Origin of the sequence: Chitinophaga sp. NPDC101104, from assembly GCF_050277495.1 — a bacterium.
Classification (GTDB): domain Bacteria; phylum Bacteroidota; class Bacteroidia; order Chitinophagales; family Chitinophagaceae; genus Chitinophaga.
The window spans coordinates 2,007,194-2,019,649 of sequence record NZ_JBNNSF010000001.1 but is presented as its reverse complement, the minus strand read 5'-3'; the positions used below and the strand labels follow the sequence as shown (position 1 = coordinate 2,019,649).

The 12,456-nt window shown below is 51.9% G+C and carries 9 protein-coding genes; 1 reads left to right on the top strand and 8 read right to left on the bottom strand.

Annotated features, from left to right (window positions below):
* Positions 1 to 20: 20 nt before the first annotated feature.
* The 8 genes from ACQKLP_RS08260 to ACQKLP_RS08225 all read right to left on the bottom strand — a co-directional run bounded on the left by ACQKLP_RS08260 (position 21) and on the right by ACQKLP_RS08225 (position 8,876).
* Positions 21 to 455, bottom strand: a complete 435-nt coding sequence (locus ACQKLP_RS08260) for a hypothetical protein (RefSeq protein WP_427321822.1) — start codon at positions 453 to 455, stop codon at positions 21 to 23.
* A 72-nt stretch (positions 456 to 527) separates the two neighbouring features.
* On the bottom strand, positions 528 to 1,595 hold the full coding sequence (locus ACQKLP_RS08255; protein WP_427321820.1) for a hypothetical protein: 1,068 nt from the start codon (positions 1,593 to 1,595) through the stop codon (positions 528 to 530).
* 22 nt (positions 1,596 to 1,617) lie between these two features.
* Positions 1,618 to 2,085, bottom strand: a complete 468-nt coding sequence (locus ACQKLP_RS08250; protein WP_427321818.1) for a MauE/DoxX family redox-associated membrane protein — start codon at positions 2,083 to 2,085, stop codon at positions 1,618 to 1,620.
* A 946-nt stretch (positions 2,086 to 3,031) separates the two neighbouring features.
* The gene (locus tag ACQKLP_RS08245; RefSeq protein WP_427321816.1) at positions 3,032 to 3,868 is read right to left on the bottom strand and encodes a sugar phosphate isomerase/epimerase family protein; all 837 of its coding nucleotides are present in this window, start codon (positions 3,866 to 3,868) and stop codon (positions 3,032 to 3,034) included.
* A 499-nt stretch (positions 3,869 to 4,367) separates the two neighbouring features.
* Positions 4,368 to 5,972 carry an MFS transporter gene (locus ACQKLP_RS08240; protein ID WP_427321815.1) on the bottom strand — a complete coding sequence of 535 codons (1,605 nt, stop codon included), beginning with the start codon at positions 5,970 to 5,972 and terminating at the stop codon, positions 4,368 to 4,370.
* 2 nt (positions 5,973 to 5,974) lie between these two features.
* Positions 5,975 to 7,039 carry an HlyD family secretion protein gene (locus ACQKLP_RS08235; RefSeq protein ID WP_427321813.1) on the bottom strand — a complete coding sequence of 355 codons (1,065 nt, stop codon included), beginning with the start codon at positions 7,037 to 7,039 and terminating at the stop codon, positions 5,975 to 5,977.
* Between the two features lie 19 nt (positions 7,040 to 7,058).
* Complete coding sequence (locus ACQKLP_RS08230; protein ID WP_427321811.1) at positions 7,059 to 8,372, bottom strand: TolC family protein; 1,314 nt, start codon at positions 8,370 to 8,372, stop codon at positions 7,059 to 7,061.
* Positions 8,373 to 8,429: 57 nt separating this feature from the next.
* Positions 8,430 to 8,876, bottom strand: coding sequence for a MarR family winged helix-turn-helix transcriptional regulator (locus ACQKLP_RS08225; RefSeq protein ID WP_427321809.1), 447 nt, complete (start codon positions 8,874 to 8,876; stop codon positions 8,430 to 8,432).
* Between the two features lie 471 nt (positions 8,877 to 9,347).
* On the opposite strand from ACQKLP_RS08225, the gene ACQKLP_RS08220 reads away from it, so the two are divergent.
* A complete protein-coding gene (locus ACQKLP_RS08220; protein WP_427321808.1) occupies positions 9,348 to 12,446 on the top strand; it encodes a SusC/RagA family TonB-linked outer membrane protein in 3,099 nt (1,032 codons plus the stop codon).
* Positions 12,447 to 12,456 lie beyond the last annotated feature (10 nt).

Below are 12,456 nucleotides of genomic sequence, written 5' to 3'. Positions count from 1 at the left end.
TTAATTAGGAACTACCTCAATTAGTTGCTGGTGGATTTGCAGAAAACCTGGGCAACTTTATAAGTATAATCTGTTGCTGCACCGAAATCAATTACCGGTTGGCCAGAGCAAAGTTGCTGAGTAGGATTAGCCGGATTCACTTTAGCAATTTCTAAGCAGCAGAAGAAATTACCACCATCGCAATCAAGTTGAGGATTGTTAGTGAAGAGCGAGGTATTCAGCGCAAAAATAGGCTGATTTACTGCAACTTGGCTACAAGGAGTGCTGAGTACCAAGTTGCGTGTTGTAACGCAATCAGCAGTCTTAATTTGGATCTGAGAAGAAGCTGCAGTACGGAAGCAGCTAGTTTCTGCCAAAGCTTTCTTAGCAGTAAATACACCTGCTTGAGCTGCGATAGTGGCACCAATTGCAAGAACACCAACAATTGCGATGAAGCTAATTTTTAAGCTTTTCATGGTTTAACTTTTTAAGAATTAGGAAATAATACTTCAATTAGGGTTGAAGTTCACCCGTATAGCGCTATAACTTCAATTTTTAATTTGTGGCAATAAATACGATCTAAACTCATTTTCATACAATACATACAATCTCCCATCTTTCACGTAAATTGATTTATATTTTCGATCTTCCATTTTAGGTATTTTAACTGTACCTAAATATTTACCATCTTTCTGATCATAATAGTCAATTACAAAATGGGAATTAAAGTCCTTTATTGTCTCATTCGATGCTCTCATCCCTGAAAGAATGTACAACAACCCTTCCCCAGCAAAACAATCCTTATTAACTTGAAGCCTAGCAGCAGCAGATACTAACTTGATTGTTGTATCGTTTTTCTCCATACTTTTCAATTCAATCCTACTAGTAGCCACAGTGTCTATTGTTTTTCCAATGTATTGCAGGGAAATAGAAGTATCCATACAATAAAACTTATTTCTAAAATACTCAACAAAAAAGATCCTCTTTGTTTCCTTATCAAATGTAAATGACCCATCAGTTGACATTCCAGCTGTTTTATCATACATTTTTACATAGTCTGTGTCTCGTTTTACCTCCATTGACTCTAGATCAAGGATTGCAAAATCCTGTCCGGTGCCTTTCTGATTAAACATTCTTAATATTACTTTACTACTATCTATTTGAATAGATTTCGTAAATGGCAGTTCTGCCTTCTCCTTAAGTTTGATGTTCTCATTTGGAAATTTCCCATACAAATAAGCCCTCAGATTAACAAACTGAACAAAGTAGTAAGGTGTATCAATACGTATACTGAATGGAACTATTTTAGTAGGATCAGGATGAAACTGAATCATCAAGGTATCCTTCCTTTTGAAAGATTTTTTATCAATTAACAAAATTGCAGTTGCATTGTCACCTGCCAAAAAAATCGTGTTTTTAGAAATGCCTGCAATTGTCGAAAGTGGCTCATCAAATTTCATTGATCTTTCCAATTCCAAACCCTCATTCGACTTCCAATTTCTATTAAATCCATTATCTTTTTCGTTTGGCATTACAGTTGTACCCTTCAAAACACCCAATATTATTATTGACAGTATAACTATTCCCAATATTTTATATAGCACCTTAAAACTCATCTGGCACATATTTTATTATTAACTAAATTGTATATCTCTGATGCAGGTTTGGCCTGTATCGATGCTCCCACATCAAAATACCAACAAGCGCTATAACTGTATAAATCAAATTAAAATATAGATGTGTATCCCAATTCATCTTAGCTAATACACCACCGCAACTACACGGCAAATCATATGCATAGTAAAGCATAATATAAATATAACCGGTAAACAAAAGCATAAGAAAAAAGGAACCATATAAGCCAATTTTCCTCGTTCGCTGGAATACTAACAAAATTCCAAGTAAAAGCTCGCTTATGGGAAGAGAGTAGCTAACAAATCCGGCAATCGATTCAATAAAGGGAGATTGCCCCAATTGGGTTCTAAATTTATTGTATTCGTATAACTTACTAATGGAAGTATAAAACCAAAGTATAACCAATAAAGTTATCAATATTTCAAGCACTACGTTAAAAATGCGTATGCGCCAAGAACCTTTCTTGATCATAATGTTGCTACTTTTGGGTACAAAATCTTCAATGGTGAAGCAATAAATTTTTTATGGTAATAGGCATTCAATAAATTGCGTACTCTTTTTAAGTCCTAAGCATTCGTTTGTTGACATAGCTAAATTAAACACACCTACAGCAGAGAGAATGCAGTGGCAAAAAATTCTGAATATTTCTTCAGCATTGTGATTAACCACCCCATTAAAAAAGGGCCATCCCGTCCTTTCGAAAATCTTTTACATGAAATAATCACTCCCCCCCTCAAATACACCATCCGTACAAAAAACCCTGGCCAGTCACCCACCGGCAATTACGTTCTCCTCTTCCACCCCCATCATACGCACTCTCGTAATTTGCAAGAACTTCACGAAAAAGGACTGCCCGTTCGACAACGAAACATCCATCTACTACAGCAAAGCTATAAACAGCCAACTGCCGGCAACCGGCTTGAATGCAAATTCGAACTTCATTCCAGGCAAGGGGTCCGTCGGCCGAACGGGCTCGTTGGTGGAAACAAGCTTCACTCCGATCAAGCGAATTTGCATTAGTTATTTTTTTAAATATGATTCACAGGTAAATATGCGTTGATGGTCATGGTATCCAGGTCTGGCAACGATTTTCGTTGTCCTGTATCTGCCCCACTACGTACCAAGAGCCCAAGAACGGGCTTCGTTCTTTTCTTTTTTGCAAGACGTAACCAAGAGGATGAATAATGCAATCAGCGGAATAATATATCGCGAGGGTTTATATAAAAGTGTTGAAATGATAAATGTAGGAAGAAACGATGGGCGCCTGATTCCGGAATTCATCTTGATTTCTTTTGACTTCATACCGAAAATCGCCCTTCACACCCGAAAAAGCCCGGAGACACTTTGTCAAATACTTGAGCACAAAAAAGGCTCCACGACCCTCAAAGCCATGGAGCCCTCCAAAAAATCAGGAACCCTACTTCACCAAACTCCTCACCACCCCCTCAAAAAACCCTTTTCCCTCCGCGATCCCCGGCAAAGGGTCCGCCATGTTCTTCTCATACTCAATACTGCAAATGCCCTTATAATTAATTTTTGCCATCGATTGCACGAAACCGGGGAAATTAATGACCCCGCGGCCGATTTCCGTAGGTTTCCCCTGGTTGGAGGCCACCGTCACATCTTTCAGGTGCAGATCGAAAATGCGGTCTTTGTACAGCTTCATCGCCTGGCCGGGCTCCTCGCCTGCCCGCATGGCGTGGCCGATGTCCAGGCAAATGCCCATGCGCGCGTCGCGGTGCTTGATGAGGTCGTACACGTTCTTGGGGCCGGGGTACAGCTTGTCTTCCGGGCCATGGTTGTGGATCGCCAGGCGGATGTTCGTCGCCTTGATTTTGGCCTCCGTGTAATCGAGCAGTTCGGGATTGGGAACGCCAACGATCAGGGGAACATCCACTTTGACGGCGTAAGCGAAGGCCTCGTCCACGGCCTTTTCGGTTTTCATGTAAATCACACCCACGGCGTACACCTTGATGCCGGCAGCTTTGAACTTGCCCAGGACTTCGGCGATCTTCTCTTCCGAGCTGTTCAGGGGCAGGTGGATGTCTTTCACGGAGATGTACTCGATGCCGGCGCGTTGCATCTGGGCGATCGCTTCATCCACGCTGAACTTGGCGAAGGTATAACCCGCCATGCCCATGGGGAAGCGCTGGCCTTCCGGCTTTGGCGCCGCCGCTACCGCTGCCAGGGGCCCCGCCGCGGTGGCGGCCAGTCCCAATGCGGTTTGCAACAGGAAGTTTCTTCTTGTAGACATATGTTTTGTAAGATTATTTTAACTCAATATGGGAATTTTCCGGGAATATTTCCGGCGGAATTGCATCCCTGGCAGTCTTTGACCGATTTCCAACGTTGTAAATGATTTTGAAGCTGTTGGGGAGTGATAGGTTGCGTATGCTGTAGCTTCCTGAACCGAGGGTTTGTATCGGGCATTATCATAGCATTTTTGATCCCTGGAATCCATCCCACAGGCGTCTTCCCTGGCATCAATCATTACTCCTATTTAGGTGGCCGATACAATAGCGATGCGTTACTTCGATAAGTGCCCATCCAGCCTTTGATATCCTCCGCCTCCCGTTCAACGATTGCGCCAGCTATCTACCGCCACATGTCTGTTGCCCCCTGCTGGACAGCAGCCAACTCCAACAATTGGTCGGCACAGTTGCAAACACTGCGCAGTTTTCGGCGTTGTGCCGGGGCATTGAGGCACAAAACACCGAAATCCAATCACATCTTCCGGTCTCTCCCATCACAACTCAAGCCGCCGCTGCCGCGGCGGCCACCGCATCCCCCTCATCATCGTCCCTCCTCCTCCTGAAACGCGCCTTCAACGGCGTCCCCGAAATCGCGCGGCTGATCGTCACCATCCGCCGGAAATCCAGCCGGCCGAAGTGATGCGTCAATACATACGTCAGAATGAAAAGCCCCCCGATGCAAACGTACCCGTACAGCGTTTTGGTGGCATCCAGCACGGCTTGTATCTGCAATTGGCCGTATATCGCCATCCCGCCGTCGAAGGCAACGGCATCCATCCCCGTGGCCAGATTGGCGGCGCTTTGCCATTGCAGCTGGTATTGCGCCCAGGAATACACCGCAGCGAACAGCGCCACGCCCACGAAGGTCCGCACCACCATGAGCACGCTCACGGCACTCAGCATTTCATCCATAGGGAGGGTGCTCATAGCGTAATACCAGATCCCGATGAACAGGACCGTCATCCCCAAACCCTTTACCACACTGATGGCGTAGAGATATTCGATGTCGATGACGGGCGCCATGAGGAAGTACATGCTCACGCTATACGCCATGAAACACAGATAGCCGCCGAATATGAAGTATTTGAGATGCCATCCCCGTTTAAAGCCCACGGCGCCCATGATGCCGCCGGCGATGATACCGGGGATCATCCACGCGTAGAGGATGGCGTTGGTATAGTTGTCGTACCCCAGCACACCGGTGGTGAATGTGGTTTGCATGGCTGCGGTGCCCATGTACACGCCCAGGCTTATCAGCAGCAGCAATCCATGCCAGACGGGCGTTTTCCGGAAGACGCGCACGTCGATAAAGGGATGTCGAAGCATCAGCTGGCGCCATACGAACAGGCCCGCCAGCACCACGAACCCCACTGCCGCCCACTGGATCGATGCAGACGCAAACCAGGCCTGCTGCCGCGCAAACACCAGCACATAATCCAGCAGCAGGAAGGCCGCGGCGAAGATCGCCATGCTCCACCAGTCGATGCCTTTCAACGACACCGCCCGCGCACTGCGCTTGTTATGCATGAAGATCACGGCCAGCAACGCGTTGATCAGCAAAATCCCTGCTATCGCATAATACACCGCCTGCCATTCCGATTTGTACGCCAAGCCGGTGGTCCCCCAGATCACCAACTGGCTCGTCACGATGCTGATGGTATAGTAAAACGAATAAAACTTGCCGCGGTCGCCTGTGGGCGTGATGAGGAACATGATCACAGGGATCATTTTCAGTAAAGCCAGCATCTTGAAAACGCCCATGAGGAACGAGGCCCCTACGATCACCAGGGGCTCCGTGGTCATGGCGCACAACACGGAAAGCGCCGCCAGCGCCAGGAAGCAGCCCACCAGCAACTCCTTCCCCCGGAACCGCCGCTCCAGCCGCAAGATCACCGGCACCACGGCCCCCATTCCGATCACGTTGGCGTAATTGGCCATCGAGATCACTTCGGTATAAGTGCCGAGGCTTCCCACCATGTCGCTGATATTACCGGTATATACACCCGCCGCCGCCAGCACCGGCAGCTCGAACACGCCGATGAGCAGCAGCGCCAGGGGCCTGGGCACCCAGCTGTGAAAAAGTCCTTTGTCGTATAACTGGTTCATGATTAATCGAGTGTAATGACCACGTTCATCCCGGCGCGCAGCAGCGCGAGGGCTTCCGGGGCATTGTCTGGTGTGAATTCGATGCGCACCGGTATCCGTTGCTGCACTTTTACGAAGTTGCCGGTCGAGTTATCGACGGGCACGGATGCGTAGCGGCTCCCCGTGGCGGCGGAAATGGCCGTCACTTCACCGATGTATTCCTTATCGCCGAGCGCATCCACTTTGATGCGGAGCTTCCGGCCGATCCGGATCTTGTCCATCTGCCGCTCGCGGTAATTGGCGGTCACCCATTTCTGTTCGCTCGTCACGATCGTGGCCACCTGCTGCCCCGCCTGGAGCAATTGCCCTTCGTTAATGCTCCGCCGGCCCACGAACCCGTTGTGCGGGGCGGTGATGACGGTGTAGCCGATGTTGAGGCGGGCCATGTCCAGCGCAGCTTTGGCGCGCTTGATCTCCGCGTCGTTCACCGCCAGGCGGCTAGCCGTTTCATCGGCGCTCAGGCTGGTAGTGGTACGCTGGTTCACGAGGGCGTCGTACGTGGCTTTTTGCGCCTCGTACTCCGTTTTCATCTGTTCGAACTGCTGCCGGGTAACCGCATCGTCCTTCAGCAGGCTTTCGTATCTTTTATAATTCTGTTCCGCATTCCAGAGCCGGGCTTTCGCGCCGGCGATGTTCGCTTCCGATACACCGATGTTGTTCCTGACCGTCCGCACGGAAGATGCCGTGGTGGCCTTCGCCGCCAGGGCGTTGGCATACGCCGCTTCCGCCTGCGCGAGGGCCGTTTGCAGCTCGCGGTCGTCTATCACCACCAGCGTATCGCCCTGCTTCACTGCCTGGTGCTCGATGAAACGGATTTCTTTGATGTAACCCGGCACGCGGGTGTTGATGGGGTTAATGAAAGCCTCCACCTGCGCGGCGTTGGTATAGCTGCCGTCGCCCACATGGAAATACTGGCGGAGCACCCAAACGAGCCCCGCGGCAATAAGCACAAATGCGGCGATGTTGACGTACATCATCCGCCGTTTGTGCCGGCCTGTTTTCCTGTTGTTGTTATGTTGCGTTGCCATTATTTGCAGTGTTGTGTGTTTATAATTGTCCGGTGGTTTTGAGGAGCTGGTAATATGTGAAAAGGATATTGATTTCCGCGTTCGTGTATTGCAGCTCCGCGTCCAACTTGGCGTTGGTGGCATCGAGCAGGTCTACGGCCAGGGCCAGCTGGTTGAGGTATTTCTTTTCGATGATGCGGTAGTTTTCTTCCGCCAGTCGCCGGTTCTGTTCCAGCGTCTGCCATTGCGTGATGGCTTCATTGTGCTTCACGTATGCCGCATTCACCGCCACGCCCGCCTGCTGGATTTTCTCCATTTCCACCGCGCGGTATTGTTCCACCTGCAGTTCCGCCTGTCTGATGTGTTTCGGGGCCGTGTAGATGGACGCGATATTGAAGGACAGCGTCAATCCCGCCTGCCAGCCGTTCGCATACGCGTCGAGCGCGGGGCTCACCGACGTCACGGGCCTCGACAGGTTATTGCCCGCGTAAGCCGACAGCGAAGGCAGCCTGTCCGCCTTCGTGACTTTCAGTCCCGCCTGCGCGATCTCCGTGCTTTTGGCGGCCATTTTCACATCCGGCTGGTGCCCCGGAACGAGCGCCTGGTAATAGCGGATGTCTTTCACGGCCGGGTGCTCCTCCAGCAAAGTGGTATCCGGGAGGATGAGCAGTTCATCGGGTAGGCCGAGCGCCGTGGTGAGTTGTTTATTGAGGATGTTGATGTTGTTGCCAATGACGTTGGATGCCAGTTGCAGGTTAGACAGCAGCAGTTCGTTCCGGATCACGTCGTTGCGCGTCACCATCCCTTCCGCGTGCATCCGGCGGATGTTTTTGAGGCGCTCGCCGGCCAGGGCGATGTTGTCTGCATACACCTTGCGCTGGTTGTAGAGCTTGTAGAGATCGAAGTAGTTCCCGGCGGCGAGGAGCTTCATGTCCTGCGTGTTCTTTTCCAGCCCCAGTTCCGCCAGCTGCTCCCGGAGCGTGGCCGCGGCGATGTTGTTTTTCACCTGGTTCCCCTTGAAGATGAGCTGGGTGGCCTGCAGCGCGAACGAGTTCGTGAAACTGGGCATCGCTACGCTCGTGGTGTTGGTAAAGTTCCGGTCGATGATGAGCGGATCGCCCATATACCCCGCTCCCAGCGAGGCGTTGAGGCCCGGCAACCGCTGGAGCCGCGCCACTTCCGTTTGCTGGCGCGCCAGGGCTACGCCGGCGGCAGACACCTTCAGCGATGGGTTCGCCGTTTCGGTGAGGCGGAATATCTCGGGAAGCGGCACCACCCGGCGCAGAGAATCCTGCGCCTGCAAAGGGCCCGATGCCAGGAGCACCACCGTCCATATGATAAGTATATGCTTCATGATCAATCTTCGTTAAACATTATATAGTTAAATCTTTAACCATTAGGGCAAAAAAAATCAGGACACCATGTTCCTGCGCATTTTCATCAGCACCTCGCTCACCATTTCCAGTTCGGCCATGGTCACATCCGTCTCTATCCTGCGGAAGAAATCGTCGAGCACCGGGCTGAACGCCTCCATATACTCGCGCCCGGCCTTTGTAAGGGCGATGATCTTGTTGCGGCGGTCAGACGGGTCTTCCGTTCGCACCACGAGCTTGCGCTTGCTGAGGTTGTCGATCAGCGGGGTGATGCTCGCCTTGTTCTTGATGAGCAGGTTGGCGATCTCCTGCTGGTTCACTTCATGGCCGCGCCAGAGCACCAGCAGCAGCTGCATCATCTCGTACGTGATGTCATAATTCCCTTCCTTGATCTTTTTGGAGATGAACTGCCGCATGGCCGACCGCAAACTCGTGATCGCGTCCAGGGTGTTACGGATATGCTCAAATTCTTTCGATGGTATCATAACGATGCAAAGGTACTACAAATTAGTTAAATATCAAACTATCAAGCCTATCCGGCTTTCTCCGTAAATCCTATACCGTTAACAATCAATCAAATACAAATCATGGGGCGATAATGGGGATTTCTAAGCGTAAAAGTAAACAGCCTGAAAGCAATTCGCAAGCATATGAAATAAAAAATAATCCACATCCATTGATTTCACCGGGTTTTGCGCTTATATTGGTGTCGGATTCGCATTTCCGGTAAAAGGAAAACGCGATTCGACGGGAAATCATCGCGTACGACAGCATATTTATCAAAATCAAATCGCTATTCCTTAACACACTGTAAAACAAACGGGAAACCCACGTCTGGATAACCCTTTGCCCAAAAGACACGGGAACGGCAACCAATTTAAATCGTGCAGCGTGCATACAGCTCAGCTATGTCACTATTTGTCAACCAGTTATATCCTTTCACAAAATCAGCTACCATGAGAAACATGCTCAGGTTATTAACGGCTTTGTCGTTAATACTCCTATTGCTGCCTGCCCTTTCCCCGGCGCAGCAAAAAGCCATTACCGGCACCGTGCAGGGAGACGACGGCACACCCATGCCCGGCGTCTCCATCCGTATCAAAGGCACCACGCGCTATGCGCAAACCAATCCGTCCGGCCAGTTCACCATCTCCGCAGCGCCCGGCGAAGTGCTGGAGTTCTCCTTCATCGGATACGTCACCAAAGACGTGGTGATCGGGGACAACGCCACGCTCCGCGTCGTAATGGAAACCAGTTCCAGCGCGCTCGGCGAAGTGGTGGTTACGGCCATGGGCATCAAAAAGGAACGAAAGGCATTGGGGTATTCCGTGCAAGACATCAAGGCTGATGAACTGATGAAAAACAAAGATCCCAACCTCATCAATTCCCTCAACGGCAAGATCGCCGGCCTCAACATCACCAACTCCGGCGGCGCCCCCGGCTCCTCCGCCTCCATCGTGATCCGCGGCGGCACCTCGCTCGAACGCGACAACCAGCCCCTGTTCGTGGTAGACGGCATGCCGATCGATAACTCCACAGGCCAGGGAGACAACAGCGCCTTCGACGGGATGATCAACCGCTCCACCACCAACTCCAACCGCGCGATGGACCTCAACCCGGAAGACATCGAAAGCATTTCGGTACTGAAAGGCCCAGCCGCCGCGGGCCTTTACGGTATCCGCGCGGCCAACGGCGCCATCGTCATCACCACCAAAAAAGGTAAAGACGGCGCGGTGAGCGCATCCGTCACCTCCCGCTACACCAACAGCTGGGTGAACAAACTGCCGAAACAACAAAGCACCTTCAAGCAAGGCTCTTCGCTGAACGGCACGTTTACCGACCAAACCACGGTTTCCTGGGGCAAACGCTTCGAAGCGGGCGAGGAAGTGTACGACAATCTCCGCAACTTCTTCCAGCACGGCCAGGCGTTCGATAACAGCTTCACCGTCACCGGCGGCAACAAGAACGGGAACTTCTTCCTTTCCGGCTCCGACCTCCGCCAAACCGGCATCGTGCCCACCACGGGCTTCAACCGCTCCACGGTCCGCTTTAACGGTGAACAGAAGATAGGACGGTTCACCTTCGGCATCAATTCCTCCTTCTCGCACGCCAACACCACCAAAACCCTCACGGCCAACGGGCTCTGGGAAGCCAAAACCAACGGTGCGCTGGAAGGCGCGCTGGTATGGCCCCGTAACCGCGACATGCGGTACTGGCTCGATCCCAATGGCGCGAAGGTCCGCCTCCTGCCCGCCATCAGCCTCGATGCCGACGGCGACCTCGAAAACCCGAACTGGATCCTGCACCGCAACCCGCAGGGCGATAAAACCAACCGCTGGCTGGGAACGGCCTACGCCAACGTGAAAATCACCGACTGGCTGGACGCCACCTATCGCCTCGGTATCGATAATTACGTGACCCAGTTCTCCACCATCGTTTCTCCCGGCTCCTCCGTGAAGGAAGCCTGGCTGAAAGGCATGATTTCCGAAACGGACAGGAACTACCAGTACATCAATTCCAACTTCATGTTGAACTTCCACAAGAACATCGGCAGGGATTGGGACCTGAACTTCCTGCTGGGCACCACTGCGGAAGATTTCAAAACGAAATCCAATTCCCTGCGCGCGGAAAACCTCCTGCTGCCCAACAAATGGACCATCAACAACGCCGACCGCCGCGACCGCTACGCCCTCCAGAAGCTCGACCGCTCCAGGCTCGTGGGCGCTTACGGCGATCTCCGCGTTTCGTATAAAAACATGGTGTTCCTGAGTGCCACAGGGCGCAACGACTGGACGTCCACCCTCACGCAAGACAACTGGTCGTTCTTCTACCCCGCCGTGAGCGGCAGTTTCGTCTTCACCGAACTGATGGGTAATAACAGCATCCTCAGCTACGGAAAGGTGCGCGCTTCCTGGGCCCAGGTAGGTAAAGTAGCGCCGGCTTACCAGACGGCCACTTACCTGAAAACGCCGGAACTGACCATCGGCGGCGGTTTCCGCAATGAATGGACCCGCGGCAACCCGAACATGAAACCCGAAACCACTACTTCCACCGAAGTAGGTACGGAACTGCGCTTCCTCGGCAACCGCCTCGGGCTGGACGTAACGTATTACATCAACAACAGCCGCGACCAGATCCTCCAGCCCCGCGTTTCCAACGCCACCGGCTACATCCTCAGCTATGTGAACACCGGCGAGATCGAGAATCGGGGGATTGAAGTGTCTGTCAACGCCAACCCCATCCGCAAAAAGGATTTTAACTGGGACGTGGCGCTGAACTTCTCCAAAAACAAAGGCACCGTGAAATCGCTCCCCGCTGCCCTGCCCATCCTTTACGTGACAGACGTGCAGGTCGGCAATGCGAAAGCAGCTTCGTTCGACGGCGGCAACTTCATGGGCCTCAGCGGCTCGCGCTGGCAGCACGATGAAAACGGCAACACCATCCTCGACTGGGTGACCGGCCTGCCCAAAATCTCCGGCAACACCACCGAAAACGTGGGCAACCGCGAGCCAAACCTGCTGGGCGGCATCAACAACAGCTTCACCTACAAAAACTGGAACCTTTCCTTCCTCTGGGATTTCCGGCTGGGCGGAGACGTGTTCAACGGAACGGAATACATGCTCGTGAGCAACGGCCTCAGCACCATCACCGAAAACCGTGACCAGGACATCACCCTCACCGGCGTTTCCATGAACCCCGGCACCAACAAGTACGAAGCCAAAACCGCTACCGTAAAAGCTACGGAGAAATTCTACCGCGAAATGTACCTGAACCATATCCCCTTCTTCGTGGAAAAAGTGAACTGGATGCGCCTGCGCTCGCTGTCGCTCACCTACAACCTCCCGCAGGGAATGTTCACCAACATGAAATGGGTGAAAAACGCATCGCTGAGCCTCAACGGCAACAATCTGCTGCTGTTCACGAACTACACCGGTATGGACCCCGAGACCAGCGCCGCCGGCGCGGGTGTGATCGGTTCCGGGTCTGTAGGCATCGACTACGGCGGGATCCCTTCCACTTCCGGACTGGGTGTTAGTTTAAATGTTAAATTCTAATTCTGAGGGA

Excerpts from the sequence above, each read along its gene's own strand:
- ACQKLP_RS08220 (WP_427321808.1), top strand. The coding sequence starts at position 9,348 with ATGAGAAACATGCTCAGGTTATTAACGGCTTTGTCGTTAATACTCCTA.
- ACQKLP_RS08245 (WP_427321816.1), bottom strand. The coding sequence starts at position 3,868 with ATGTCTACAAGAAGAAACTTCCTGTTGCAAACCGCATTGGGACTGGCC.
- ACQKLP_RS08255 (WP_427321820.1), bottom strand. The coding sequence starts at position 1,595 with ATGAGTTTTAAGGTGCTATATAAAATATTGGGAATAGTTATACTGTCA.
- ACQKLP_RS08235 (WP_427321813.1), bottom strand. The coding sequence starts at position 7,039 with ATGGCAACGCAACATAACAACAACAGGAAAACAGGCCGGCACAAACGG.
- ACQKLP_RS08260 (WP_427321822.1), bottom strand. The coding sequence starts at position 455 with ATGAAAAGCTTAAAAATTAGCTTCATCGCAATTGTTGGTGTTCTTGCA.
- ACQKLP_RS08240 (WP_427321815.1), bottom strand. The coding sequence starts at position 5,972 with ATGAACCAGTTATACGACAAAGGACTTTTTCACAGCTGGGTGCCCAGG.
- ACQKLP_RS08230 (WP_427321811.1), bottom strand. The coding sequence starts at position 8,372 with ATGAAGCATATACTTATCATATGGACGGTGGTGCTCCTGGCATCGGGC.
- ACQKLP_RS08225 (WP_427321809.1), bottom strand. The coding sequence starts at position 8,876 with ATGATACCATCGAAAGAATTTGAGCATATCCGTAACACCCTGGACGCG.
- ACQKLP_RS08250 (WP_427321818.1), bottom strand. The coding sequence starts at position 2,085 with ATGATCAAGAAAGGTTCTTGGCGCATACGCATTTTTAACGTAGTGCTT.